Origin of the sequence: Streptomyces griseobrunneus (genome assembly GCF_046713465.1) — a bacterium.
In the GTDB taxonomy this organism is placed as follows: Bacteria; Actinomycetota; Actinomycetes; order Streptomycetales; family Streptomycetaceae; genus Streptomyces; species Streptomyces microflavus.
The window spans coordinates 5,749,458-5,773,534 of the sequence record NZ_CP177080.1 but is presented as its reverse complement, the minus strand read 5'-3'; the positions used below and the strand labels follow the sequence as shown (position 1 = coordinate 5,773,534).

The following is a 24,077-nucleotide window of genomic DNA, read 5'->3' as shown; positions in this document are numbered from 1 at the left end:
GAGGGAACCAGCGGGCATCAAGGGCATCAGCGGAAACAGGGAACGTCCAGGGAACGTCAGAGTTCGTCCTCCGCCCGGGACAGCGCGTCGGTGATCACCCGGGTGGCGAAGTCGGCGTCGTCGGCGATGCGGTTGATGTGCTCCGCGAGCAGGAAGGCGGTCGCCTCCAGGGGAGTCATCTCCGCCTCGGTCCAGTCGCCGTACTGCTTGCGCCAGAGGCTGGGGCTCAGGCCGGTGCCCGCGGCGATGACGAGGCCCGCCATGGTGGGGACGGCCTCGGGACGGATGCTCATGGGCATCATGCGCATCGAGGCCACAAGGGTCGGGACCACGTACTCGATGACGTCCTTGTCGTGGTCCTCGTGGGCCTTCCGCAGCCACGTCATGAACATGTAGATCAACGTACACACGCCGTCCAGCAGCCCATCGGCACCTTCGGGCCCCAGGGACTCGGTGAACTGCGCCATCATCGCCTGCTGCTCGGCATCGCTCTCGGGACTGCCCTCGTGGATGCTCCGGAGCCGGGAGTCGATCAGCATGAGCGCGGCGCCGACATCGCCGGCGGGAGCGTGCTGAGGGCCGTAGGGCGATGACACAGGTGACACGGAAACCTCCTCGGACGGCTGCGGTGCGCAGCGCTACGATTCCGCACAGTAGTCGGCCGGGGAAGCGGGAGTTGGTGACTTCATCACCTTTCGGACGCGGTGCGGCCGCCGCCGGACCGAACGCTAGGCTCGGGTCCATGGAGAGCTTGCGGATCATCGACACCTGGCCCGTCCCGACCGCGGCGGCCGCCGTCGTACGGGCGGACGGCACCGTCCTCGGTTCGCACGGGCCGACCGCCCACCGTTTCCCCCTCGCCTCGGTCACCAAGCCGCTGGCGGCCTACGCGGCGCTGGTGGCCTACGAGGAGGGGGCGATCGAGCTGGACGAACCGGCCGGGCCCGAGGGCTCCACGGTCCGCCACCTCCTGGCCCACACCAGCGGCCTCGCCTTCGACGAGCACCGGGTGACGGCCCCTCCCGGCAACCGCCGCCTCTACTCCAACGCGGGCTTCGAGGTGCTGGGCGACCACATCGCCAAGGCGTCCGGCATCCCGTTCGCGGAGTACCTGCGCCAGGCCGTCCTGGAGCCGCTGAACATGGCCTCCACCTCGCTCGACGGCTCCCCCGCCCGCGACGGCGTCTCCACCGTGGACGACCTGGTCCGCTTCGCCGCCGAGGTCCAGGCCCCCCGCCTCCTCGACCCCCGTACGGTCCTCGAAGCCCAGAGCGTCGTGCACCCGGGCCTCAAGGGCGTCCTGCCGGGCTACGGCCACCAGAGCCCGAACGACTGGGGCCTCGGCTTCGAGATCCGCGACTCAAAGTCCCCGCACTGGACGGGCACCTCTTCCTCCCCCGCGACCTTCGGCCACTTCGGCCAGTCGGGCACGTTCCTGTGGATCGACCCGGCGGCCGGGGTCGCCTGCGTGGCACTGACCGACCGGGCCTTCGGGCCGTGGGCGGCCGAGGCGTGGACCCCGTTCACGGACGCGGTCCTGTCGGAGGTCGCGGGCTGAACCGGGCGCGGTCGCCCGTCGCCCTCTTCCGGTCGACGCACTCGAACCGCACGGTCTTCCCGGTGCCGTCCCTCCGCTTCACCACCCCCCAGTCGTCGGTCACGGCGTTGACCAGAATCAGCCCCCGCCCGCCGTCGTCGAGCTCATCGCGCTTGATCGCGAGCGGCACGGCCGTGCTGTTGTCCGCCACCTCCACCCGTACGCCGTCCCCGGTCGGCAGCCGGAAGATGAAGGTCTGGCAGCGGCGCCCTGGCACGTGCCGCACCACGTTGGAGATCAGCTCGGTGAGGGCGAGCTCCGCCGCCGGGGCGAGTTCGAGCAGATCCCAGCTGGTGAGGTAGATCCGCAGGATGCGGCGCAGATGGCGGGCGGAGTGCTCCCCCAGGGCGAGGTCGGCGCGGTAGACGGGCTCCCCTGGATCAATTCGGGGGATGGATACACGATTCATGCTCCCAGCCTGCGACCACCTGGCTACGCTCGGCTACGCCGTGAACCGAACGCCGCAAGGCGTTGCCCACCGGAGGTCCGCGCTGTGGCCAACATCCAAACGCTCGACCCCTTCGCCTCCCCGCTGGACTACTTCGGCTCGGAGCTGCGCCGCCTGCGCGAGGCACACGGCCTGAAACAGGGCCAGTTGGGCACCATGCCCTACTGCTCGGGTTAGCTGATCGGCCAGATCGAGACGACGAAGAAGATCCCCACCCGCGAGTTCGCCGAGCGCCTGGACAGGGTGCTGAGCACGGACGGGCATTTCTCCCGGCTGGTGGGGCTGGTCCTGCGAAGCCAACTGCCGAGCTGGTTTCGTCCGTACGCGGACATGGAGGCGAAGGCCGCGTACATCGCGACGTACCAGTCGCAGCTGGTCTACGGGCTGCTGCAGACGGAGGCGTACGCGCGGGCCGTTCTGGCCACCGGTATGCCCGACGAACTGGACAGCCTGGTGGCCGCCCGGATGCAGCGCCAGCGGATCCTGGAGCGGGAGCAGCCGCCGCTCTGCTGGGTGGTCCTGGACGAGGCCGTGCTGTACCGCCCGATCGGCGGCCACGAGGTGATGCGAGCCCAACTCGGCAAGCTGTTTCAGTCCGCGACCAACCGCTGGATGCAGATCCAGGTGCTGCCCTTCGAGGCCGGTGAACACGCGAGCCTGGCTGGCTCGTTCACCACCATGCGCTTCGACGACGACCCGGACATCGTCTACACCGAGGACCTCATCTCCGGCCACATGACGGCCAACCCCGACACGGTCAGGGAGGGCTCGCTCCGATACGCTCGCCTGCAGGCCACCGCACTCTCCGTCGAGGAATCGGTGGCGCGGATCAGCCGCGTGATGGAGGAGCGTTATGGAGACCGGCCCTGACCTGAAGAGTACGGAATGGCGTAAGTCCAGCTACAGCGGATCCACGGGCGGCGACTCGTCGAGTGCACCGTGACCGGCGCCCCCGCCTGGCAGGCGTTCGTGGACGGACTGCGCTGACCCGCCGTCACCGAGCAGTGTCGGTACGGGGCAGCAACCCGTCCCCGTACCGCCCGGCTTGCTCACGGCGCCGCGCCGGTTCCGCAGGTCCCTGATACGCGGGCCCCCGTGCGGGCCGCTGCATCGTTCCTCCCCCTCACGCCTCGGTCAGCGGAAGCGCCACCCGCCGCCCACGCCCGAACTCCTCGGCCTCGTCGTCGCTGACGACCGCGAACGCTCCCGCCGGAACCCCGGGCAGCGCGGCCACGCGGGCAGCCACCGCCAGGAGTTCTTCGCAGGCGGCTCCGGTGACCAGGAAGACGTAGGCGTCCCCGTCCTCCTCGCCCTCGAAGACCGCCACGGCGTCCTCGTCCTCAAGATCGGCCAGGAAGTCCTCCACCTGGTCGATCCACGGGAACGGATAGGCGCCGGCCGGCAGGTCCGGCGCCACCCGTAGCGGTACGTGTATCTCGACAATGATCGCGGTCACGGGGGTCATCCTGCCCCGGCCCCGCCGCCCGCCTGAGCCTGGGGCCCTGCTCTCAGCCGGCCATCTCCCAGACCACGAACTCCGCCCCCGTCACCGCGACCGCTTCCAGGTCCTCCGCACCCGTGATCCGGGCCGCGTCCCCCGGGCCCAACTCCCCACCGCCCAGGCCGACTCGCCCCCGCACCACATGCACGTACAGGCGCACCGCGTCCGGCAGTGCCGTGCGCTCGCCCTCCGAGAGCCTGCGGACGTGCAGCATGGCACCGGCGGCGGGCAAGGCGTACGGGGTCGAGTCCGCGATGCCGCGGACGACCGTGTACGAGGGTTCGGCGCCCGTCTCCAGGGGGGCCAGCCACATCTGGAGGAAGGTCAACGGGTCGGGGCCGTCGTTGCGTTCGACGTGGCGGACTCCTGCGGCGGCGCTGAGATGGGCGACGTCCCCGGCGCGTACGACGGTGGAGTGGCCGGCCGAGTCGCGATGGGTCAGCTCGCCCTCGACCACCCAGGTGACGATCTCCGTATGGCTGTGCGGGTGCTCGTCGAAGCCCGCACCGGGGGCCAGGCGCTCCTCGTTGCAGGCCAGGATCGGGCCGAAGCGGAGGTTGCCGGGGTCGTAGAAGGAGCCGAAGGACAGGGCGTGCCTGGTCTCGATACCGGCATCCGGCTCGCCGCCCCGGTAGCGGTCCTCGGACCGGTGTACGGAAATCACCTGGCCACGGTAGCTCGGTCGCCCCTTCTTCCGGGAGCGGCGGCCACCCGGCCACGTGGTCCCGTACGCGGCGGGCCGGACGCCCCCGTACCGACCGGGCCCGACACCCCCGTACCGACCAGTAGGCGAGACCCTTGCCCCACCCCACCGATCCACCGGCCCGATAAGGCAGTCTTGTCCTCGTGCCCCGACCCGATCCTGAGCATTCCGCCGCCCACGACGCCCACCTGCATGCCGCGACCCTGAAACGGCTGGAGCAGTCCTCCGGCCGGCTGGCCGCGAACGCGATTGCCCGCATGGACGAATCGCTGCCGTGGTACCGGGCGATGCCCCCGGAGAACCGGTCCTGGATCGGCCTGGTCGCCCAGGCCGGTATCGCGGCGTTCACCGAGTGGTTCCGGCATCCCGAGACCCCGCAGGCCATCTCGACCGATGTGTTCGGCACCGCCCCGCGCGAGCTGACACGAGCGATCACGCTGCGGCAGACCGTCGAGATGGTGCGTACGACGATCGAGGTCATGGAGGCCGCGATCGAGGAGGTGGCCGCGCCGGGCGACGAGTCCGTGCTGCGGGAGGCGCTGCTCGTCTACGCGCGGGAGATCGCCTTCGCCACCGCCCAGGTCTACGCCCAGGCCGCCGAGGCCCGGGGCGCCTGGGATGCCCGGCTGGAGTCGCTGGTCGTGAACGCGGTGCTGTCCGGGGAGGCCGACGAGGGGGCCGTGTCCCGGGCCGCCGCGCTCGGGTGGAACTCGCCCGAGCACGTCTGCGTCATCCTCGGCACCGCGCCCGACGGGGACAGCGAGCTGACCGTGGAGGCGATCCGGCGGGCCGCCCGGCACGCGAAGCTCCAGGTCCTCACCGGGGTCCTCGGCAACCGGCTCGTCGTGATCGCGGGCGGCAGCGACAACCCGCTCCAGGTCGCGAAGGGCCTGATCGGGCCGTACGCGGCCGGGCCCGTCGTCGCCGGGCCCGTGGTGCCGGACCTCCTGGCGGCCACCCGGTCCGCGCAGGCCGCGGCGGCCGGGCTGAAGGCGTGCCTGGCGTGGCAGGACGCGCCGCGCCCGGTACTGGCGGACGATCTCCTGCCCGAGCGCGCGATGGCGGGGGACCCTGCCGCGCGGGACCAGTTGGTGGAGGAGATCTACAGACCGCTGGAGGAAGCCGGTTCGGCGCTTCTGGAAACGCTGAGTGTCTATCTCGAACAGGCGAGCAGTCTTGAGGGAGCCGCACGGATGCTTTTCGTCCACCCCAACACCGTGCGCTACCGGCTACGACGTGTGACCGACGTCACCGGATGGTCACCCTCCGATGTGCGCTCCGCGTTCACCCTGCGGATCGCTCTGATCCTGGGGCGCTTGGCCGCGGCGGATCCTCAGTCCTAGACTTTTGTCGGACTTCAACAATTCCCCTGACGGTTCTTCGTCCCTGTCCCCACGGGCGTGCGGAGCCGTCCACAAGAGAGAGTGTGAGGGTGCTCGTACTCGTCGCTCCCGGCCAAGGCGCTCAGACGCCCGGCTTCCTGACTCCCTGGCTCGACCTCCCCGGTGCCGCCGACCGCATCGCGGCCTGGTCCGACGCCATCGGGCTCGACCTTGCCCACTACGGCACGCAGGCCGACGCGGACGAGATCCGCGACACGGCCGTCGCCCAGCCGCTCCTGGTCGCCGCGGGCCTGCTCTCGGCCGCGGCCCTGGACGCGCCCTCCCCCGACGTCGTCGCGGGTCACAGCGTCGGTGAGATCACCGCCGCCGCGATCGCCGGTGTCATCGGTGACGAGGCGGCACTCCGCTTCGTCCGTACCCGGGGGCTCGGCATGGCCGAGGCCGCCGCGGTCACCGAGACCGGTATGGCGGCCCTGCTCGGCGGCGACCCCGCCGTGACGGTCCCGCACCTGGAGAAGCTCGGCCTGACCCCCGCCAACGTCAACGGGGGCGGCCAGATCGTCGCCGCCGGCACCGCGGCCCAGATCGCCGCCCTGGAGGCCGACAAGCCCGAAGGCGTACGCCGGGTCGTCGCGCTGAAGGTGGCCGGCGCGTTCCACACGCACCACATGGCCCCGGCCGTGGAGAAGCTGCGCGCGGCTGTCGGGGACCTCACGGTCACCGACCCGACCGTGCGTTACGTTTCCAACGCCGACGGCCACACGGTCGCCACCGGCACCGAGGTCATCGCCCGGCTGGTCGGCCAGGTCGCCAACCCGGTCCGCTGGGACCTGTGCATGGAGACCTTCCAGGAGCTCGGCGTCACCGCGCTGGTCGAGCTGAGCCCCGGCGGCACGCTCACCGGGCTCGCCAAGCGGGCGCTGCCCGGTGTGAAGACGCTCGCGCTCAAGACACCCGACGACCTCGACGCCGCCCGCGCGCTCATCTCAGAGCACGCAGGCGCCTAAGGAGCCCGAGAGCATGTCGAAGATCAAGCCCAGCAAGGGCGCCCCGTACGCACGGATTCTCGGCGTCGGCGGCTACCGCCCGACCCGTGTCGTGCCGAACGAGGTGATCCTCGAAACGATCGACTCCTCCGACGAGTGGATCCGCTCCCGCTCCGGCATCGTCACCCGCCACTGGGCCTCCGACGAGGAGACCGTGGCCATGATGTCGATCGAGGCGTCCGGCAAGGCCATCGCCGACGCGGGCATCACGCCCGAGCAGATCGGCGCGGTCATCGTCTCGACCGTCTCGCACTTCAAGCAGACCCCGGCCGTCGCGACCGAGATCGCCCACAAGATCGGCGCGGGCAAGCCCGCCGCCTTCGACATCTCGGCCGGCTGCGCGGGCTTCGGCTACGGCCTGACCCTCGCCAAGGGCATGATCGTCGAGGGTTCGGCGGAGCACGTCCTCGTGATCGGCGTGGAGCGGCTCAGCGACCTGACCGACCTGGAGGACCGCGCGACGGCCTTCCTGTTCGGTGACGGCGCGGGCGCGGTCGTCGTCGGCCCCTCCCAGGAGCCGGCCATCGGCCCCACCGTGTGGGGTTCCGAGGGCGACAAGTCCGAGACCATCAAGCAGACGGTGTCCTGGAACGAGCTGCACATCGGCGACGTCTCCAAGCTGCCGCTCGACTCCAAGGGCGAGATCAAGTTCCCGGCCATCACCCAGGAGGGCCAGGCGGTCTTCCGCTGGGCCGTCTACGAGATGGCGAAGGTCGCCCAGCAGGCGCTGGACGCGGCCGGGATCTCCCCGGAGGACCTGGACGTCTTCATCCCGCACCAGGCCAACATGCGGATCATCGACTCGATGGTGAAGACCCTCAAGCTGCCGGAACACGTCACGGTCGCCCGTGACATCGAGTCCACCGGCAACACGTCCGCCGCCTCGATCCCGCTCGCGATGGAGCGGCTCCTGGCGACCGGTCAGGCGAAGAGCGGCGACACCGCGCTCGTCATCGGCTTCGGGGCGGGTCTCGTCTACGCCGCGACGGTCGTTACCCTCCCCTAGGCACACCGGACCTTTTGGTCCGTACGCACGAACCCTGAAGAAACCCACCGAAGGAGCGCCAAGATGGCCGCCACGCAGGAAGAGATCGTCACCGGTCTCGCCGAGATCGTCAACGAGATCGCCGGGATCCCGGTCGAGGACGTCCAGCTGGACAAGTCCTTCACCGACGACCTGGACGTCGACTCGCTGTCCATGGTCGAGGTCGTCGTCGCCGCCGAGGAGCGCTTCGACGTCAAGATCCCCGACGAGGACGTCAAGAACCTCAAGACGGTCGGCGACGCTGCCGACTACATCCTGAAGCACCAGGGCTGATCCCAGCCCGGCTGTGTCGCCACCCGGCGGTGGCGCCGCTGATTCACGACCCTCTACACGTGGAGAAGATTTTCCAGTGAACTCGACCAATCGCACCGTGGTCGTCACCGGTATCGGCGCAACCACTCCGCTGGGTGGCGACTCCGCATCGACCTGGGAAGGTCTGATGGCCGGCCGCTCCGGCGTCAAGCCTCTCGAAGGCGAGCGCTTCGCCGAACTGCCCGTCCGGATCGCCGCCCTCGCGGCTGTCGACCCGGGCGACGTACTGCCCCGCCCGCTCGCCCGCAAGCTGGACCGCTCGGCGCAGTTCGCGCTGATCGCGGCCCGCGAAGCCTGGGCGGACGCGGGCTTCACCGCCAAGGCCGGTGAGGACGAGAACGTCCGCCCCGAGCGGCTCGGCTCGGTCATCGCCTCCGGCATCGGCGGCGTGACCACCCTGCTCGACCAGTACGACGTGCTCAAGGAGAAGGGCGTACGCCGCGTCTCCCCGCACACCGTTCCCATGCTCATGCCCAACGGCCCGGCGGCCAACGTCGGCCTGGAGGTCAACGCCCAGGCCGGTGTCCACACGCCGGTCTCCGCCTGCGCCTCGGGCGCGGAGGCGATCGGGTACGCCGTCGAGATGATCCGCACCGGCCGGGCCGACGTGGTCGTCGCCGGCGGCACTGAGGCGGCGATCCACCCGCTGCCGATCGCGGCCTTCGCCAACATGATGGCGATGTCCAAGAGCAACGACGAGCCGGAGAAGGCCTCGCGCCCGTACGACACGGCCCGTGACGGCTTCGTCCTCGGTGAGGGCGCCGGCGTCGTGGTCCTGGAGTCCGCCGAGCACGCCGCCGCGCGGGGCGCCAGGGTCTACTGCGAGGTGCTGGGCCAGGGCCTGTCGGCCGACGCCCACCACATCGCGCAGCCCGAGCCCACCGGGCGGGGTATCGCCGCCGCGATGCAGAACCTGCTGGACTCCAGCGACCTCAAGCCGTCCGAGGTGGTCCACCTCAACGCGCACGCCACGTCCACGCCGCAGGGTGACATCGCGGAGATCAAGGCGCTGCGGAAGGTTCTGGGGGACGATCTGGACCATGTCGCGATCTCGGCCACGAAGTCGATGACGGGGCACCTGCTGGGTGGTGCGGGCGGTATCGAGACCGTTGCCACCGTGCTCGCGCTGCACCACCGGATCGCTCCTCCGACGATCAACATCGACGACCTCGACGAGGCGATCGACGCGGACATCGTGCGGGGTGAGCCCCGGGCGCTGCCCGCGGGGCCGATCGCGGCGATCAACAACTCGTTCGGGTTCGGTGGGCACAACGTGGTGCTGGCGTTCCGGTCCGTGTAACGCCGCCCCTTGTACGTGTGAAGCCCGCTTCCCGGGGTCCGGGAGGCGGGCTTCATCGTTCTTCGGGGCTCCGCCCCGGACCCCGCTCCTCAATCGCCGGAGGGGCTTGAATCGCTCCCGGTCACCGCTGGGTGAGGAGCAGCCGGAGGGGCTCAGACCACCTGGTGGAGCCAGCGGACAGGGGCGCCCTCGCCCGCGTGGCGGAAGGACTCCAGTTCGTCGTCCCACGGTTTGCCCAGGAGGGAGGCGATCTCCACCTCCAGGTCGCTCTCGCCGCGCGTCGAGCGGGCCAGGGCTGCGCGCAGGCGGTCCTCGGGGATCAGGATGTCGCCGTGCATGCCGGTGACGGCGTGGAAGATGCCCAGGCCGGGGGTGGAGCTGTAGCGCTCACCCTCGGCGGTGGGGCAGGGCTCGGCGGTCACCTCGAAGCGCAGGAGGTCCCAGCCGCGCAGGGCGGAGGCGAGCTGCGAGGCGGTGCCGGCGCGGCCCTTCCAGGAGAATTCGGACCGCCAGGTGCCGGGCGCGGCCGGCTGTCTGATCCAGTCCAGCTGGACCCGCACACCGAGGACGCCCGCCACTGCCCATTCGACATGTGGGCACAGCGCGCGCGGTGCGGAGTGAACGTACAGGACTCCACGTGTCGTCACCGGAACCTCCCGTGTGGGACGAGGTACGCCTTCCCCAGCGGCCTCGCACCCGTACCGCCTCTTTTCGGCCGGTTCCCGAGGTTGTCATCAGTAAACAGCATCGGGAGTTAATCTCCTGAAAAGGGACAGTGTGTGACGTGACGTAATGTACCGGAGCCACCTGCCGTGGAGAGGGCGGGCGCGGTGCCACTGGTTCGACGGGGAAAAGCTACCGTGCGCCGGGGCCGTCCGTGTGACGTACCGTCGGTCCGGTGCCTCTGATTCGCCGGCTTTCACCCGGCAGGGCGCGCAAGCCTGCGACCTGGGGATCGTGGGCTTGCCGGGGGCATGGCCAGGGGCATAGACCAGAGGTTGACCGGAGGGGATCTGAGAATGCCGGAGCGTGCGACACGCCCTCGGATGCGTACCGCCGGAGTGGCGCTGGCGGCGCTCTCCTTGGTGGGGGTGGCCGCGCTGGCCGGATGCAGCAGCGGGGACTCGGGTGACGGCGTGTCACGGAACGCGCCCGCCGCCTCCTCGCCCTCCGTGTCGCCGTCCCCCTCCGCCCCCGTCTCCTCCGGCTGGAACCCGAATCCGGGGTCGGTCGCGGCGGTCGGGGACTCCATCACGCGGGGCTTCGACGCCTGCTCGGTGCTGGCCGACTGCCCGGAGGTGTCCTGGGCGACCGGGAGCGACAGCCTGGTGCGCAGTCTCGCCGTGCGGCTGCTCGGTGCGTCGAAGGCGGCGGACCGCAGCTGGAACCACGCGGTGTCGGGGGCCCGGATGGTCCAGCTGCCGGAGCAGATGGCGCTGGCGGCGAAGGAACGGCCGGAGCTGGTCACGGTGATGATGGGCGCGAACGACGCGTGCCGGGACTCGGTGCGGCTGATGACGCCCGTGGCGGACTTCCGGGCGTCGTTCGAGGCGTCGATACGGCAGTTGCGGGCCGGGGCGCCCAAGGCGCAGGTATACGTGTCCAGCGTGCCGGACCTGAAGCGGCTGTGGTCGACCGGGCGGCTCAACGAGACCGGCAAGAAGATCTGGGACCTCGGAATCTGCCAGTCGATGCTGGCGGACGCGGACGACCTGGGGCCCGCGGCCGTGGCGCGGCGGGACGCGGTGCAGGACCGGGTGGTGGCGTACAACGAGGTGCTTCGGGACGTCTGCGCTCAGGACCGGCACTGCCGGTACGACGGCGGGGCCGTCTTCGGCTTCCGCTTCACCGGGGCGCAGCTCAGCCAGTGGGACTGGTTCCACCCGAGCCGCGACGGCCAGGCCCGGCTGGCGGAGATCGCCTACCGCAACATCACTGCGGCCGAGCCGCCCGCGTAGGGTCCAGCACCATGAGCACGGGCGCAGGCACAGGTACAGGCACAAGCACAGCGGCGTATGCGGAGGACTTCGGCGCGCTCGCGGACGGGTCACCCGTCCGCCGGTGGACGCTGGAGCGTGACGGGGTCCGCGTACGCGTGCTGACGTACGGCGCGATCGTGCAGTCCGTGGAGGTGCCGGGGCGCGACGGTTCGCGCGGAGCCGTGGCGCTGGGGCTGCCGGAGGTGGCGGGGTACGAGGAGTTCCCGGCCCCCTACTTCGGTGCGGTGGTCGGGCGGTACGCGAACCGGATCGGGGGCGCCTCCTTCGTCCTGGACGGCCGGACGCACCGCCTGACGCCCAACGAGGGCCGCGTCCATCTGCACGGCGGGCTGCGGGGCTTCGACAAGCGGGTGTGGGAGGCGGGGGCGGTCCCGGGCGGGGTGCGGATGTCCCTGGTGGCCGAGGACGGCGAGGAGGGCTATCCGGGGCGGCTCGACTTCTCGGTGACGTACACCCTGGAGCCGGGCGGGGCGCTGCGGATCGACTACCGGGCGGTGACCGACGCCCCGACCGTGCTCAACCCGACCTCCCATCTCTACTGGAACCTGGCGGGCGCGTTGAGCGGGAGCGCGCTGGGGCAGGAGCTGCGGATCGCCGCCGGGCGCTTCACGCCGGTGGACGCGGACGCGGTGCCGACCGGTGAGCTCGCCCCGGTGGCCGGGACCCGGTTCGACTTCCGGCGGGGGCGGGCGGTGGAAGCCGGGTACGACCAGAACTTCGTGCTGGACGAGGACAGGGGCGGGGACGGGGACCGGGGCGGTTTCGCCGCTGAGTTGTACGACCCCGGCACCGGGCGGGTGCTGACCGTGCGGACCACCGAGCCGGGGCTCCAGCTCTACACGGCCGACCACTTCGACGGGCGGCCGTTCGTGCCGTGCGCCGGGATCGCGCTGGAGACCCAGCACTTCCCGGACTCCCCGAACCGGCCGGAGTTCCCCAGCACCGTGCTCCGGCCCGGCGAGGAGTTCACCTCCCGTACGGAGTACGCGTTCTCGGTGCGCTGAGGCCTCCGGGAGCTGAAGCCTCGGTGCGCTGAGGCCCCGGGGCCGGTGCCGGTGCCTGTCCGCTTCTAAGCCGTGATGTCGACCGTGGTGGTGGCGCGGACGTCTGCCAGGGAGCGGGCCGCCTGGACCTCGTAGGTGCCGGGGACCGTCTTCCAGCCGTACGCCTCCTCGTCCCAGACCTGGTAGGCGCGCGTCTCGACGGGGACGGTGACCTCCACGCTCCCGCCGGGGGCGGCGGTGACCCGGGCGAAGCCGGCGAGCCAGCGGGCCGGGCGCTCGGGGGCGTCCGGGGCGGGCGCGGGGGCCAGGTAGATCTGGACGGTGTCGCTGCCGGGGCGGGAGCCGGTGTTGCGGACTCGCACGGTGACCGCGTCGGGGGTGGCCGACACGTTCTCGTACTCCCAGGTGGTGTAGCCGAGGCCGTGGCCGAAGGCGTACGCGGGGGTGGTGCCCGCCTTCTCCCAGGCGCGGTAGCCGATGAAGACGCCCTCGGTGTAGGGGAGTTCGCCGTTGGCGGGGGTGGTGGCGGAGACCGGGACGTCGGCGAGGGCGACGGGCCAGGTGGTGGGGAGGCGGCCGCCCGGCTCTTCCTCCCCGCGCAGCACGTCGGCGAGCGCGTGGCCCGCCTCCTGACCGGGGAACCAGGACAGGAGGACCGCCGCCACCTCGTTCCGCCAGGGAAGCTCCACCGGGGAGCCGGAGTTGACGACGACGACCGTACGGGGGTTGACGGCGGCGACCGCGTGGACCAGGGCGTCCTGGTGGCCGGGGAGCTTCAGGTCGGTACGGTCGAAGCCCTCGGACTCGACGCGTTCGGTGGTGCCGACGACGACGATCGCGGTGTCCGCCGTACGGGCCGCCTCGGCGGCCTCGGCGATCAGCTCGTCCGGGTCGCGGAGCGGGGCGAGGTGGACGAGCGAGAAGGCGACGCCCTTGAGCGGGTGGCCGGTTCCGGGGCCGGGGCGGTGGCTGAGCGAGACCCGGACGGGGGCGCCCTCGGTGAGCGGGAGGCGGCCGCGTTCGACCGGCTCGTTGAAGAAGGCGCCGAGCGGGTCGGTGCCGGGGGGCGCGGTCCTGGGTGCCGTCGAAGAGGGGGCGGTCGTCGACGGTGAGGGCGAAGGAACCGGTGCCACGGGTGCCGAAGGTGTGCTCGCCGCTCGCGCGCGGGGTGAACGTGCCGGTGATCTCGACGGTGTCGAGAGTGTCGTGGGTGACCCCGTCGGGCAGGTCGGCGCCGATCCACTGGATCTGGCCGCTGGGCAGCGGGACGGTGGCGAGGACCGCCCCGGAGGCGTCGCGGCAGACGGCGGTGAGGTCGAACCCGGCCTCGGCGATGGCGAGTTCGTCGCTCGGGTCGGCGCCGACCGCGTACGTCAGCGCGCCTTCGGGGAGGGCGGCGGTCAGTCCGTCGAGCGGGGAGACGACATGGTCGGGGAAGACCAGGGCCGAGCCGCCGCCGAGGACCCGGGCGTCCCGGGCGAGTGCGCCGGAGAGGGCGACGGAGGTGCCGGGGGCGAGCGGGAGGACGTCGGCCCCGTCGCGTACCTCGTTGCGTACGAGCACGAAGGAGCGGCGGGCGATTTCGCGGGCCAGCGCCTCGCCGTCCACGGTGGCGGGGAGGTCGGCGGCGGCCACTGCGGGCGGGGCCGACTCCAGGGCGCCGACGCGGGCGGCGAGCAGCAGGATGTTCCGTACGGCGATGTCGACGATCTTCTCGTCCACCTCACCCGCCCGGACGGCGTCGGCCAGCGCCTCGCCGTAGACCGTGCGCGGGCCGGGCATCGCGGCGTCGAGTCCGCCGGTGATGGCGCCGACCGTGGTCCGGGCGGCGAGCCAGTCGGAGACGATGAAGCCGTCGAAGCCCCATTCGCCGCGCAGGACGGCGTTCTGGAGGTAGCGGTGTTCGGTCATCGTGGAGCCGTTGACCTGGTTGTAGGCGGCCATGATGCCCCAGGGGTGGGCGTTCCTGACGATCCGCTCGAAGGGGGCCAGGTAGAGCTCGCGCAGGGGGCGCGGGGCGACGGTGTTGTTCACGGTGAAGCGGTCGGTCTCGGCGTCGTTGGCGACGAAGTGCTTGACGGTGGTGCCGACCCCGCCGTCCTGGACGCCCCGGACGTAACCGGTGCCGATCTCGCCGGTGAGGTACGGGTCCTCGCTGTACGCCTCGAAGTGGCGGCCGCCGAGCGGGGTGCGGTGCAGGTTGACCGTGGGGGCGAGCAGCACGTGGACGCCCTTGCGGCGGGCCTCCTGGGCGAGCAGCCGGCCGGCGCGGCGGGCGAGCTCCGGGTCCCAGGTGGCGGCGAGCGCGGTGGGCGAGGGCAGGGCGATCGAGGGGTCGGCGGCGGTCCAGCGGACTCCCCGGACACCGATCGGGCCGTCCGACATCACCAGGGAGCGCAGGCCGATGGCGGGCAGCGCGGGCAGCGACCACAGGTCCTGGCCGGCCAGGAGACGCGTCTTGTCGTCGAGGCCGAGGGCGGCGAGGGCCGTGTCGACGGCCTCCCGGCGGAGGGCCTTGGAGTTGCTGGTGCTGGACGCGGCTGCCACGGCCGTACCTCCTGGTCGAGTCCGGTGGACGCCTCCATGGTGACGCGCATACCGGTAGCACGGTAGGTTTTGTTATTTGTTCGTTATGTTACCGGGGCGGGTCCGGTGACGACGTACGGTTCTGGTGAGCGTGACCGGTGTGGGGCAGGGCGGCAGGGAAGGGGCCGGCGATGGCACGGGCCAGGAGCGAGGAGCGGCGGGCCGAGATCCTGCGGGCCACCCTCGAAGTGATCGCCGAGCGCGGCTACCGGGGCGCGACGCTGGGGGCGGTGGCCGAGCGGGTGGGCCTGACCCAGCAGGGGCTGCTGCACTACTTCCCGACGAAGGAGGCGCTGCTGGTGGCGGTGCTGGAGGACCGGGACCGGTGGGACACCGGCGGGGGCGGCAGCGAGGAAGGCGCCTGGCGGCTGGAGCTGCTGGGCTCACTGGTGGAGTACAACGCGATGCGGCCGGTGATCGTGCAGACCTTCTCGGCGCTGCTCGGCGAGAGCGTGACGGAGGACCACCCGGCCCGGGAGTTCTTCACCCGGCGCTACACCCAGGTCCGGGCGGGCATGGCCGCCACCCTGCGCGCCGAGTACGGCGACACGCTGCCGGGCGGGCTGACCCCGGAACGGGCGGCGGTGCTGCTGGTGGCGGTGTTGGACGGGCTCCAGTACCAGTGGCTGCTGGACCCGGAGGCGGTGGACATGCCGGGGGCGTTCGGCGACTTCCTGGGGCTGCTGAGAGGGCCCGAGGCCCCCTCGTAGAGCTTGAGGCCCCCTCGTGGAGCTGCCCTCGTCTCAGCGGGCCAGGCCCAGGGTGACGCCGAGGCCGACCAGGACCGAGCCGATGGACCGGTTCAGCGCCTTCTGGCGGCGCAGCATCGCGCCGCGCAGCCGGGAGTGCGAGAAGAAGAGCGCGACCAGTGCGAACCAGCCGAGGTGCGCCGCCGACATGAAGAGTCCGTAACCCGCCTGCTGCCACAGAGCGGTCTCCGGCCCGACGACCTGGGTGAAGGTCGCGACGACGAACAGGGTCGTCTTCGGGTTGAGCGCGTTGGTCAGGAACCCGCTGCGCAGCGCCCCGAAGCGGGTGAGTCCCGGCCGGTCGCTCAGGTCTACGTCGAAGTCGGCGCGGGCCAGGAAGGTGCGTACGCCGATGTAGATCAGGTAGGCCGCACCGGCGAGTTTCACCGCGGTGAACAGGGCGGTGGAGGAGGCGATGAGCAGCCCGACGCCGAGCATCGTGTACGTGACGTGGACCAGGACGCCCGCCGCGACACCGGCGGCCGCGAGGACGCCGGTGGTGCGCCCGTACAGATAGCTGTTGCGGACGACCATGGCGAAGTCGGCGCCCGGGCTGATGACGGCGAGGAGGGTGATGGCGGCGACCGCCAGCAGCTCGGTCATGCGGCCCACTGCTTGGTCGTGGCGGCGCCGTCGGGGCCGGGGGCGGGGTCCTCGTCCGCGTCCACCAGGTCACGGGCGAGGAGGGTGGCCCCGGCGACCGCCCCCGGCATCAGGAACACCGCGACGACCGGGACCAGGAACGCCAGGGTCAGCGGGACGCCGAAGCCGAGCACCAGCAGCCGGCGGCGGCGCAGGACTGCGAGCCGGTCCTTGAGGACCATGCCCCGGCGCTGGAGGGCCACGCCGGTCAGCTCCTGGGTCAGGAAGTAGCCGGAGACGCAGAAGCCGAGCGCGGGCACGACGGTCTGGCCGACGACCGGGATGAAACCGCAGGCGAAGAGGACGATTCCGAAGAGGGCGACGCGCAGCAGGATGCGTACGGAGTCCCGGGCGGAGATCCACAGTTCGCGCCAGAGCGGCAGTCCGGACTCGTGGACCTCGCCGCCCTCGCCGCGCTCGACCTCCTCGGAGAGCGACTCGTAGAACGGCTGGCCGACCAGGAGGGTGACGGCGGTGAAGGTGATGACCGCGAGGAACAGACCGAAGACGAAGACGAACGCGGTCAGCGTGGTGCGCAGCAGGCCGAGCCACGGCGAGGACCAGTCGTCGGCGAACGGGGTGGCCCAGGCGACGAAGTCGTCCGCGCCGTAACCGAGTCCGACCAGCGCCCCGGCGTACACCACGAGGGTGATGAGTCCGGGCAGCAGCCCGAACCCGAACCATCGTCCGTGCTGGGCAACCCACCGTTGCCCCTTCATCAAGTAGCCGAAGCCTGCCCCGAGATCGTTCATGGGCGTCAGCGTACTGGCGTGCGGAAGGCGGCGAGGACCGCACCCCGGAGCGGGGTGCGGTCCTCGCGCGAAGACGCTTCGGTCGGCCTCAGGCGACCGAGAGCTCGACCTTGATGTTGCCGCGGGTCGCGTTCGAGTACGGACAGACCTGGTGGGCCTTCTCGATGAGCGACTGGGCGGTGGCGGCGTCGACGTTGGGGATGGTCGCGCTGATCGCGACCTCCAGGCCGAAGCCGCCGGCCTCGGTCTTGCCGATGGAGACCGAGGCGGTGACCGTGGAGCCGGAGATGTCGGCCTTCTCCTGGCGGGCGACGACGCCCAGCGCGCCCTGGAAGCAGGCGCTGTAGCCCGCCGCGAAGAGCTGCTCCGGGTTGGTGCCCGCGCCGCTGCCGCCCAGGACCTTCGGCGGATTGACGACCACGTCGAGCTGGCCGTCGTCCGAGGAGACGCGGCCGTCACGGCCGTTCTCGGCGGTGGCGACAGCGGTGTAGGCGACGTCGATCTTCTGGATGGTCATGATGTGAGGATTCCTCCTGTTGGTGCGCCGCGACTCGCGCCCACGATCGCGACGGCCTGGGGACGAGCCTAACGCGTGACCGGGACCGGCCGGGGCCGGGTCAGACGAGGGAAACGATCATCTTGCCGGTGTTCTCACCGCGCAGGAGACCGATGAACGCGTCGTAGCCGTTCTCGATGCCCTCGACCGTGGTCTCGCGGTACTTCAGCTCGCCCGAGGCCAGCCAGCCGGCGACCTCTTCGACGAACTTCGGCTGGAGGTCGGCGTGGTCGCCGACGAGCATGCCCTGCAGCCGCAGCCGCTTGCCGATGATCAGCGCCATGTTGCGCGGGCCGGGGGTCGGCTCGGTGGCGTTGTACTGGGCGATCATGCCGCAGATGGTGGCGCGGCCGTGCACGTTGAGCGCGCCGATCGCGGCTTCGAGGTGGTCGCCGCCGACGTTGTCGAAGTAGACGTCGATGCCGTCGGGGGCGGCTTCCCTGAGCTGGTCGCGGACCGGCCCGTTCTTGTAGTTGAAGGCGGCGTCGAAGCCGTACTCCTCGATGAGGAGCTTGACCTTCTCGTCGGAGCCCGCGGAGCCGATGACCCGGGAGGCGCCCTTGAGCTTGGCGAGCTGGCCGACCTGGCTGCCCACGGCACCGGCGGCGCCGGAGACGAAGACCGCGTCGCCCTCCTTGAAGGAGGCGACGTCGAACAGGCCCGCGTAGGCGGTGAGTCCGGTCATGCCGAGCACGCCGAGATAGGCGGAGAGCGGGGCGAGGTCGGCGTCGACCTTCACCGCGTGCTTCGCGGGCACATCGGCGATCTCGCGCCAGCCGAGGCCGTGCAGGACGTGGTCGCCGACGGAGAAGCCCTCGGCGTTGGAGGCGATGACCTCGCCGACCGCGCCGCCGTCCATGGGGTGGTCCAGCTTGAAGGGCGGGGTGTACGACTTCACGTCGTTCATCCGGCCCCGCATGTACGGGTCGACGGAGAAGTACTTGTTGCGGACGAGGATGCGGCCTTCGGCCGGAGCGGCCACCGCGGCCTCACGCAGCGCGAAATCCTCGGACTTGGGCCAGCCGTGGGGGCGGGCGACGAGGTGCCATTCGCGGCTGGACGTGGGAAGTGCTGCAGACATGGGCTCGGGGTCTCCTCAATGTCCTACGGGGGGAAGCCCTGCTAAGAAAGCTTCATTACATGAAACAACCATGCTCCTGAATATTTCATATTGTCAAGTAAATCGGTACGCTGGTCTCCATGGCCACTCGCACAGACCCCCTGACCCTTGAGGTCGTCGAGCTCATCGGCACCGTCGTGGCGCGCTACCACGAGGAGTACGACCGTGCCGCCGCCGACCACTCCCTCACCGGGGCACAGGCGCGGGTCCTCGGGCTGCTCGCGCTGGAGCCGACCCCGATGCGGAAGATCGCCGTCAAGCTGAAGTGCGAGCCGTCGAACGTGACCGGCATCGTCGACCGCCTGGAGACCCGCGGACTGGTCGAACGCCGGCCGGATCCGGTCGACCGCCGGGTGAAGCTGGCCGCCGCGACGGAGGCGGGGGTGCGGACGGCCCGGGAGCTGCGGGGGTCGCTGACCTTCGCCCGGGAGCCGCTGGCCGAGCTGTCCGACGCCGAGCGGACCGTACTGCGGGATCTGCTGCGGCGGATGCTGGGCGAAGCCTGACCCAGGGGGCGAAGCCTGACCCAGGGATCTACGTGCACCACCACAGGAAGCGGGTGCAGGTAGGCGACGGTGTCGGTGTGGGCGTCGGGGCCTCGGTCGGGTCGCCCGGCGGCGGGGGCGCCGGCGCGGTCGGCGGTTCCTCGGGCTCCCCAGGGCCTGGCGGGTCGGCGGGCGGGCTGTCGGAGGGGTCCGGGGTCGAGCCGGGTGAGGCGGTCGCCTCGACGGGGTCCGGGGACGCCGTGGGCGAGGCCGTGGCGGAGGCGTCAGGGGTGGGTGACTCCGACGGGCCGTCCGCCGGGGCGCTGCCCGACGCCGACGGGTCCACGGGCTTGCCCCCGCCGGAGGTGACCGGGCCCGGATCCTGCGGAGCACCACCCGAGGCGGAGGCCGGTACGGGCTCGGCGGGGCCGTGCGGCGCCTCCTGCACGAAGTCGGCGGCGGCCTCCTGCCGGTCCGCCTCCATGGCCAGCTCCGCCAGGCTCAGCGCACCCGCCGCGAGGACCAGACCTCCCACCGCGAGCAGCGCCGTACGGCCGCGTCTGCGGTGGCTGCCCCGCGCACGCCGGCGGGAGCGGGCGACGGGCGCGGGCGCGTCGGCGGCTTCGTCCGGGGCGTCCGGGGCGTGGCCCGCGGGCGTCGGCGCGGGCACGGCGTAGGGGCCCAGCGCGTCAGCGGGAGTTCCGCACCCGGCGCAGGCCAGAGCTCCGTTGAGATGCCGTCGGCACGGGTGGCAGTAATCCATGGCGCCCGCAGATTAGACGCGCGCAGTTCAACGGAGGAAGCGGACCAGGTGAGGATCCTGTGAGGAACGACGGATTCCGCGAACAGCCGGTCCGATACGCCTGACCTGCGGGAAGATGGGCGGCATGACCGCTCCCACCCCCTTCGGCCCCCTCCAGTTCCAGCTCGTCCTGCTCCGGCGGATGGCCGACCACCAGCCGGATCTGGTGGAGGAGGCACGGCAGGAGCTGAGCGCCTCGCTCGCCGATATGCGGGAGGCCAACCGGCGCTGGCAGGCCATGGTCCGGGCACCCCGGGGGCGGGGGTCGCTGCGGCGCTACCGCTCGGTGCTCGGCGAGCCGGAGCTGACCCTGAAGCGGCGGGTGGGCGACCTGGAGTGCGAGGCGCTGCTCTGGCCGGTGCCGCTCTGGCCTGACCTCCGGTTCGAGGTGATGGCGGGGCCGGGCGGGGCCGTGTGGAACGAGTGGCTGGTCCGGGCCCCGGGGGCGGCGGGCCCCGCGCTCACCTCCGTACCCTCGCTGCGTCCCTGGTCGTGCACCGTGGACGAGGTGGCCCGGGCGTTTCCCCCGGCACGGCCGATGGAGGGCAGCGCGCCGACCCGGTGGGCGCTGGCCCTCACGGACCCGGACAGCGGGGAGCCGTACATCGCGGAGTTCACCTGGGGGCTGTTCCAGCGGCTGCTGCCGGGGTGAGGCCTTGGGGGTACCTGGTGCCTGCTGGGGTGAGACCTCCGGAGGGGGAACCTGGCGGGCCGTCAGCTCCCGACCCTCTTACGGCGGATCCCAGCGCGCGCGACCCGGCGGGGAACGCGACGATGCGATGAGAGGCCGGCTGCCGCCGGTACCCCCATCCGCGCTCTCGGGAGAACCTGCCGTGACCGTCAGCCTTGAGCAGTTGCAGCGTTGCCACGTCGCCGTCGATCTCGGGGCCGCGAGGACCCGTGTGTACGTGAAGGGGCTCGGGCTCGTCGTCGACGAACCGAGCGTCGCCGCCGTCAACACCCGTACCGGATCGCTCATCGCGGTCGGCGTGCTCGCCGAGCAGATGACCGGCCGCACCCCCGAATACATCCGGGTCGTCCGCCCTGTCTCCGGCGGCTCCGTCGTCGACATCGAGATGGCCCAGCGGATGCTGCGCCACCTGCTCGGCGACAAGCTCCGCCGCCAGCTGCGCCGCAAGCCCCGGCTGCGGGCCGCCGCCTGCATCCCGCACGAGGCCGATCCGCTGGCCCAGCGCGCCACGGTGGAGACCCTCGTCGGGCTCGGCGCCCGGCGGGTCGAGCTGGTGGACACCCTGATCGCGGCGGCCGCGGGCTGCGGGCTGCCGGTGGAGCAGCCGACCGCCACCATGATCATGGCGTGCGGTGCGGCCACCACCCAGATCGCCGTGCTCTCGCTCGGCTCGATCGTGACGGCCGTCCGGATCCCGGTCGGCGGCAACGCCATCGACGAAGCGGTGATCCAGTACCTGCGCCAGCGCCACGAGCTGATGCTCCCGAGCCAGTCCGTACGTCCTCTGCAGCTGGCGCTGCACGGCAACGGCCTCCAGCTCACCGGCCCCGCCCTGACCGAGATCCACGGCCGCGACGTGGCGACCGGTCTGGCCCGCTCGGTGCAGGTCGACACCGCCGCCGTACGACAGGCCATCCACACCCCGCTCACCGCCGTCCTCGACGGCGTGGGCAAGGTGCTGCGCGAGTGCCCGCCCGATCTGGTGGCCGACCTCGCGGACCGCGGGATCATGATGGTGGGCGGCAGCGCGCTGCTGCCGGGGCTCGACCAGATGCTCCGTGACGCGACCGGTATGCCGGTGAACATCGCCGAACGCCCCGACGTCTGCTCGGTGCTCGGCCTGGGCGCGATGCTGGAGGGCAAGATCCAGCCGATGGTCCTCAACCCGCTGGCGGGCTAGGACGTGCCTTCGGGCATGGGCCGGGCGGCGCGGATGACCGGGCAGCCGGAACGGCCGGGGCAGGCAGGACGGCCGGAACAGACAGGACAGGCGGGACAGGCAGGGCAGCCCGGACAGGACTCGGCAGGGGCGGCCCCGGTGGACGACTCCGGTGCGCCCCGGCCCGCCGGGAGCGCCCCGGACGAGCGGCAGCCCTCCGTGGGCCGGCTGCCGCTCCTCCTGGAGGCCGTCCTCAGCATCGGCAGCGACCTCGGGCTCCGGGCCACCCTGCAGCAGATCGTGGACACCGCGACCACCCTCACCGGGGCCCGCTACGGCGCGCTCGGCGTGCTGGAGCCCGACCAGGACCGGACCGAGGCGCTCTACACCACCGGGATGACGGAGGCGGAGCGGCAACGCGTCGGCCGGCTCCTCCCGGACCGCCGCGCGGGGCTTCCGCCCGAGGGTGGCCGGGCGCCGGGCGGACCGCCCGCGCGGGCCTTGCTCACCGCCCCGATCCAGGTGCACACCGAGCTCTTCGGCCACCTCTGCCTGGCCGAGAAGAGCACCGGTACCTTCAGCGAGACCGACCGGGCCCTGCTGCAGGTCCTCGCCGCCCAGGCGGGCATCGCGATCGGCAACGCCCGGCTCTACGAGAGCGCCCGGCAGCGCGAGCGGTGGATCGAAGGGGCGGCCGCGGTCACCACGGCCCTGCTCACCGGCACCAACGCGGCCGACGCCCTGATGACCGTGGCCGAACGGGCGCGGGTGCTCGCCGGCGCCTCGGCCGGGGTGATCCTCCAGCCGACCGAGGCGGGCGGCATGGAGATCGTGACCGCCTCCACGCTCGACGACCCGGCGGGCATCGTCGGCACCACCATCGCGCCCGGCTCCCCCGTCCTGGTCCAACTGCTCGGCGGCGAACCGGTCTTCATCGACGACTCCGCCACCGACCCCCGGATGACCACCGAGGTACGGTCCCGGTTCGGGCCCAGCATGATGCTGCCGCTGCAGAGCGGCGGCCGGCTCATCGGCACCCTCGCCCTCCCCCGGCGGCGCGGCGAACCCCCGTACACGGCGGTCGACCGGCTGCTCGCGACCCAGTTCGCCTCGCAGGCCGCCCTGGCGCTGGTGATGGCGGACGCGCAGGCGGACCGGGAGCAGCTCGCGGTGTACGAGGACCGCGACCGGATCGCCCGTGACCTGCACGATCTGGTGGTCCAGCGGCTCTTTGCCACCGAGATGATGCTGGAGTCGACGCGTCGGCGGGCCACGGCGGAGGAGAGCGGCGACAGTACGGAGGAGGGGGCGGGCGAGCTGCTCGGCCGGGCCGTGGACGAGCTGGACTCCACCATCCAGGAGGTCCGCACCGCGATCTTCGCCCTCCAGCAGCCGCCCGCCGAGGCCCCGAGCACGTTCCGGGGCCGGGTGCTGCGGGAGACCGGGGGCGCCTCGGCGCTGCTCGGCTTCCCGCCGTCGGTGCACTTCACGGGGGCGGTGGACGCGCTGGTGGGCGAGGAGGCGGGCCGGGAGCTGCTGGCCGCGCTGCGCGGGGCGCTGGCCGCCGCGCACCGCAGGCCCGGGGTCTCGGCCATCGAGGTGGAGGTGGACGCGACGGTCCGGCTGCCGGACGGGCGGAGCGCGGTGCGCCTGGTGGTGGCGGACGACGGGCGGGACGAGGAGGGCGGCCGGTCGACGGCGGTGACGTGGCAGACGCCGATCTGACGGGGTGGGCTCGCGAGAAGTGCCTGTTACGGCGCCTCCCGTAGCGCGCCGGTCAGTGCTTCGGCGCCGCGCGTAGCGCGATCCGGGTGGTGGAGTGGGCCACCCCCGCCTCCCGCTTGAGCCGCCGCAGCAGCGTGTCCAGCGCCACCTGGTCGGCCGCCGTGGCGCGGATCAGATAGTCGTGGCCGCCCGTCACGTGCACCACCTCCGTGATCCCGGGCAGCATCAGCACCGAGCGCTCGAACTCCTCGTTCGTCGTGTCGAGCCGCAGGCTCACATCGATGAAGACGACCAGGCCCGAACGGGTGTCGGCGGCCGGGTCGACGATGACGGTGAAGCCGCGGATCACCCCGTCCCGGCGCATGCGGCGGACGCGGTCGCCCGCCGCGTTGGCGCTGAGCCCCACGCGTACGCCGAGATCCCGGTACGAGATCCGGGCGTCCTCCTGGAGAATGCCGAGGATTTCCCTGTCCAGCCGATCCATACCGCAATTGTCCCAGCTTGCGGCGAT

24 protein-coding genes and 2 pseudogenes are annotated in these 24,077 nt (G+C 72.0%); 14 read left to right on the top strand and 12 right to left on the bottom strand.

Annotation, left to right across the window (positions count from 1 at the left end):
- Nucleotides 1-56: 56 nt before the first annotated feature.
- A complete protein-coding gene (locus ACK8N7_RS26125; RefSeq protein ID WP_403209075.1) occupies nucleotides 57-596 on the bottom strand; it encodes a hypothetical protein in 540 nt (179 codons plus the stop codon).
- A gap of 146 nt (nucleotides 597-742) precedes the next feature.
- On the opposite strand from ACK8N7_RS26125, the gene ACK8N7_RS26120 reads away from it, so the two are divergent.
- A complete protein-coding gene (locus ACK8N7_RS26120) occupies nucleotides 743-1,558 on the top strand; it encodes a serine hydrolase domain-containing protein (RefSeq protein WP_403208435.1) in 816 nt (271 codons plus the stop codon).
- Here ACK8N7_RS26120 and ACK8N7_RS26115 read toward each other — a convergent pair.
- Nucleotides 1,524-2,006 carry an ATP-binding protein gene (locus ACK8N7_RS26115; protein WP_500444271.1) on the bottom strand — a complete coding sequence of 161 codons (483 nt, stop codon included), beginning with the start codon at nucleotides 2,004-2,006 and terminating at the stop codon, nucleotides 1,524-1,526. The two genes, ACK8N7_RS26120 and ACK8N7_RS26115, sit on opposite strands and share 35 nt — an antisense overlap.
- Before the next feature lie 84 nt (nucleotides 2,007-2,090).
- Here ACK8N7_RS26115 and ACK8N7_RS26110 point away from each other — a divergent pair.
- Nucleotides 2,091-2,915: pseudogene (locus tag ACK8N7_RS26110) on the top strand (helix-turn-helix domain-containing protein).
- A 253-nt stretch (nucleotides 2,916-3,168) separates the two neighbouring features.
- On the opposite strand, the gene ACK8N7_RS26105 reads toward ACK8N7_RS26110, so the two are convergent.
- Together ACK8N7_RS26105 and ACK8N7_RS26100 are read right to left on the bottom strand one after the other, a co-directional pair.
- Nucleotides 3,169-3,501 carry a hypothetical protein gene (locus tag ACK8N7_RS26105; RefSeq protein WP_500444270.1) on the bottom strand — a complete coding sequence of 111 codons (333 nt, stop codon included), beginning with the start codon at nucleotides 3,499-3,501 and terminating at the stop codon, nucleotides 3,169-3,171.
- Between the two features lie 52 nt (nucleotides 3,502-3,553).
- On the bottom strand, nucleotides 3,554-4,210 hold the full coding sequence (locus ACK8N7_RS26100) for a pirin family protein (RefSeq protein WP_500444269.1): 657 nt from the start codon (nucleotides 4,208-4,210) through the stop codon (nucleotides 3,554-3,556).
- A gap of 182 nt (nucleotides 4,211-4,392) precedes the next feature.
- Here ACK8N7_RS26100 and ACK8N7_RS26095 point away from each other — a divergent pair, with 182 nt between their 5' ends.
- The 5 genes from ACK8N7_RS26095 (at nucleotide 4,393) to fabF (ending at nucleotide 9,295) form a co-directional block, all read left to right on the top strand.
- A complete protein-coding gene (locus ACK8N7_RS26095; protein ID WP_015608300.1) occupies nucleotides 4,393-5,592 on the top strand; it encodes a PucR family transcriptional regulator in 1,200 nt (399 codons plus the stop codon).
- A gap of 89 nt (nucleotides 5,593-5,681) precedes the next feature.
- Nucleotides 5,682-6,599 carry an ACP S-malonyltransferase gene (locus tag ACK8N7_RS26090; protein ID WP_031122333.1) on the top strand — a complete coding sequence of 306 codons (918 nt, stop codon included), beginning with the start codon at nucleotides 5,682-5,684 and terminating at the stop codon, nucleotides 6,597-6,599.
- A 13-nt stretch (nucleotides 6,600-6,612) separates the two neighbouring features.
- The gene (locus tag ACK8N7_RS26085) at nucleotides 6,613-7,644 is read left to right on the top strand and encodes a ketoacyl-ACP synthase III (protein ID WP_015608302.1); all 1,032 of its coding nucleotides are present in this window, start codon (nucleotides 6,613-6,615) and stop codon (nucleotides 7,642-7,644) included.
- A gap of 63 nt (nucleotides 7,645-7,707) precedes the next feature.
- Nucleotides 7,708-7,956 (top strand): acyl carrier protein, encoded by a 249-nt coding sequence (locus ACK8N7_RS26080; RefSeq protein ID WP_014045780.1) that lies wholly within the window; start codon nucleotides 7,708-7,710, stop codon nucleotides 7,954-7,956.
- A 76-nt stretch (nucleotides 7,957-8,032) separates the two neighbouring features.
- Nucleotides 8,033-9,295 (top strand): beta-ketoacyl-ACP synthase II, encoded by a 1,263-nt coding sequence (gene fabF, locus ACK8N7_RS26075; RefSeq protein WP_403208426.1) that lies wholly within the window; start codon nucleotides 8,033-8,035, stop codon nucleotides 9,293-9,295.
- Between the two features lie 152 nt (nucleotides 9,296-9,447).
- Here fabF and ACK8N7_RS26070 read toward each other — a convergent pair whose 3' ends face one another.
- Entirely contained in the window at nucleotides 9,448-9,942 is a 495-nt protein-coding gene (locus ACK8N7_RS26070) for a DUF3145 domain-containing protein (RefSeq protein WP_015608304.1), read from the bottom strand.
- A 399-nt stretch (nucleotides 9,943-10,341) separates the two neighbouring features.
- Between ACK8N7_RS26070 and ACK8N7_RS26065 the strand changes: the two genes are divergently transcribed.
- Nucleotides 10,342-11,253 carry an SGNH/GDSL hydrolase family protein gene (locus tag ACK8N7_RS26065; protein ID WP_403208424.1) on the top strand — a complete coding sequence of 304 codons (912 nt, stop codon included), beginning with the start codon at nucleotides 10,342-10,344 and terminating at the stop codon, nucleotides 11,251-11,253.
- Between the two features lie 11 nt (nucleotides 11,254-11,264).
- Nucleotides 11,265-12,299, top strand: coding sequence for an aldose epimerase family protein (locus ACK8N7_RS26060; protein WP_500444268.1), 1,035 nt, complete (start codon nucleotides 11,265-11,267; stop codon nucleotides 12,297-12,299).
- A 65-nt stretch (nucleotides 12,300-12,364) separates the two neighbouring features.
- On the opposite strand, the pseudogene ACK8N7_RS26055 reads toward ACK8N7_RS26060, so the two are convergent.
- Nucleotides 12,365-14,846 (bottom strand): annotated as a pseudogene (locus ACK8N7_RS26055) (glycoside hydrolase family 3 protein).
- Between the two features lie 170 nt (nucleotides 14,847-15,016).
- On the opposite strand from ACK8N7_RS26055, the gene ACK8N7_RS26050 reads away from it, so the two are divergent.
- Nucleotides 15,017-15,595, top strand: a complete 579-nt coding sequence (locus ACK8N7_RS26050; protein ID WP_500444267.1) for a TetR/AcrR family transcriptional regulator — start codon at nucleotides 15,017-15,019, stop codon at nucleotides 15,593-15,595.
- A 33-nt stretch (nucleotides 15,596-15,628) separates the two neighbouring features.
- Here the strand turns inward: ACK8N7_RS26050 and ACK8N7_RS26045 are convergent, their stop codons facing one another.
- From ACK8N7_RS26045 to ACK8N7_RS26030, 4 genes are all read right to left on the bottom strand, one after another.
- Entirely contained in the window at nucleotides 15,629-16,237 is a 609-nt protein-coding gene (locus tag ACK8N7_RS26045; protein WP_403208416.1) for a LysE family translocator, read from the bottom strand.
- Nucleotides 16,234-17,028: an EI24 domain-containing protein gene (locus ACK8N7_RS26040; protein ID WP_500444266.1), complete on the bottom strand. Its 795-nt coding sequence runs from the start codon at nucleotides 17,026-17,028 to the stop codon at nucleotides 16,234-16,236. The genes ACK8N7_RS26045 and ACK8N7_RS26040 overlap by 4 nt, the downstream gene beginning before the upstream one ends.
- An 88-nt stretch (nucleotides 17,029-17,116) precedes the next feature.
- Nucleotides 17,117-17,545, bottom strand: coding sequence for an organic hydroperoxide resistance protein (locus tag ACK8N7_RS26035; RefSeq protein WP_359523304.1), 429 nt, complete (start codon nucleotides 17,543-17,545; stop codon nucleotides 17,117-17,119).
- A 100-nt stretch (nucleotides 17,546-17,645) separates the two neighbouring features.
- Nucleotides 17,646-18,665 carry an NADP-dependent oxidoreductase gene (locus ACK8N7_RS26030; protein WP_403208410.1) on the bottom strand — a complete coding sequence of 340 codons (1,020 nt, stop codon included), beginning with the start codon at nucleotides 18,663-18,665 and terminating at the stop codon, nucleotides 17,646-17,648.
- Between the two features lie 119 nt (nucleotides 18,666-18,784).
- Between ACK8N7_RS26030 and ACK8N7_RS26025 the strand changes: the two genes are divergently transcribed.
- On the top strand, nucleotides 18,785-19,210 hold the full coding sequence (locus ACK8N7_RS26025) for a MarR family winged helix-turn-helix transcriptional regulator (protein ID WP_403208408.1): 426 nt from the start codon (nucleotides 18,785-18,787) through the stop codon (nucleotides 19,208-19,210).
- 28 nt (nucleotides 19,211-19,238) lie between these two features.
- Here ACK8N7_RS26025 and ACK8N7_RS26020 read toward each other — a convergent pair whose 3' ends face one another.
- Nucleotides 19,239-19,952, bottom strand: coding sequence for an SCO2400 family protein (locus ACK8N7_RS26020; RefSeq protein ID WP_500444265.1), 714 nt, complete (start codon nucleotides 19,950-19,952; stop codon nucleotides 19,239-19,241).
- A gap of 124 nt (nucleotides 19,953-20,076) precedes the next feature.
- On the opposite strand from ACK8N7_RS26020, the gene ACK8N7_RS26015 reads away from it, so the two are divergent.
- From ACK8N7_RS26015 to ACK8N7_RS26005, 3 genes are all read left to right on the top strand, one after another.
- Complete coding sequence (locus tag ACK8N7_RS26015; protein ID WP_403208404.1) at nucleotides 20,077-20,643, top strand: hypothetical protein; 567 nt, start codon at nucleotides 20,077-20,079, stop codon at nucleotides 20,641-20,643.
- A gap of 181 nt (nucleotides 20,644-20,824) precedes the next feature.
- On the top strand, nucleotides 20,825-21,862 hold the full coding sequence (locus ACK8N7_RS26010; RefSeq protein WP_015608316.1) for a rod shape-determining protein: 1,038 nt from the start codon (nucleotides 20,825-20,827) through the stop codon (nucleotides 21,860-21,862).
- Between the two features lie 138 nt (nucleotides 21,863-22,000).
- Nucleotides 22,001-23,566, top strand: coding sequence for a GAF domain-containing sensor histidine kinase (locus ACK8N7_RS26005; RefSeq protein ID WP_500444264.1), 1,566 nt, complete (start codon nucleotides 22,001-22,003; stop codon nucleotides 23,564-23,566).
- Between the two features lie 52 nt (nucleotides 23,567-23,618).
- Here ACK8N7_RS26005 and ACK8N7_RS26000 read toward each other — a convergent pair whose 3' ends face one another.
- Complete coding sequence (locus ACK8N7_RS26000; protein WP_403208400.1) at nucleotides 23,619-24,050, bottom strand: Lrp/AsnC family transcriptional regulator; 432 nt, start codon at nucleotides 24,048-24,050, stop codon at nucleotides 23,619-23,621.
- Nucleotides 24,051-24,077 lie beyond the last annotated feature (27 nt).

Bases quoted from the DNA above. Each gene is read 5' to 3' on its own strand.
- ACK8N7_RS26120 (WP_403208435.1), top strand. From the start codon at position 743: ATGGAGAGCTTGCGGATCATCGACACCTGGCCCGTCCCGACCGCGGCG.
- ACK8N7_RS26115 (WP_500444271.1), bottom strand. From the start codon at position 2,006: ATGAATCGTGTATCCATCCCCCGAATTGATCCAGGGGAGCCCGTCTAC.
- ACK8N7_RS26085 (WP_015608302.1), top strand. From the start codon at position 6,613: ATGTCGAAGATCAAGCCCAGCAAGGGCGCCCCGTACGCACGGATTCTC.
- ACK8N7_RS26080 (WP_014045780.1), top strand. From the start codon at position 7,708: ATGGCCGCCACGCAGGAAGAGATCGTCACCGGTCTCGCCGAGATCGTC.
- ACK8N7_RS26065 (WP_403208424.1), top strand. From the start codon at position 10,342: ATGCGTACCGCCGGAGTGGCGCTGGCGGCGCTCTCCTTGGTGGGGGTG.
- ACK8N7_RS26060 (WP_500444268.1), top strand. From the start codon at position 11,265: ATGAGCACGGGCGCAGGCACAGGTACAGGCACAAGCACAGCGGCGTAT.
- ACK8N7_RS26050 (WP_500444267.1), top strand. From the start codon at position 15,017: ATGGCACGGGCCAGGAGCGAGGAGCGGCGGGCCGAGATCCTGCGGGCC.
- ACK8N7_RS26045 (WP_403208416.1), bottom strand. From the start codon at position 16,237: ATGACCGAGCTGCTGGCGGTCGCCGCCATCACCCTCCTCGCCGTCATC.
- ACK8N7_RS26040 (WP_500444266.1), bottom strand. From the start codon at position 17,028: ATGAACGATCTCGGGGCAGGCTTCGGCTACTTGATGAAGGGGCAACGG.
- ACK8N7_RS26035 (WP_359523304.1), bottom strand. From the start codon at position 17,545: ATGACCATCCAGAAGATCGACGTCGCCTACACCGCTGTCGCCACCGCC.
- ACK8N7_RS26030 (WP_403208410.1), bottom strand. From the start codon at position 18,665: ATGTCTGCAGCACTTCCCACGTCCAGCCGCGAATGGCACCTCGTCGCC.
- ACK8N7_RS26025 (WP_403208408.1), top strand. From the start codon at position 18,785: ATGGCCACTCGCACAGACCCCCTGACCCTTGAGGTCGTCGAGCTCATC.
- ACK8N7_RS26020 (WP_500444265.1), bottom strand. From the start codon at position 19,952: ATGGATTACTGCCACCCGTGCCGACGGCATCTCAACGGAGCTCTGGCC.
- ACK8N7_RS26015 (WP_403208404.1), top strand. From the start codon at position 20,077: ATGACCGCTCCCACCCCCTTCGGCCCCCTCCAGTTCCAGCTCGTCCTG.
- ACK8N7_RS26000 (WP_403208400.1), bottom strand. From the start codon at position 24,050: ATGGATCGGCTGGACAGGGAAATCCTCGGCATTCTCCAGGAGGACGCC.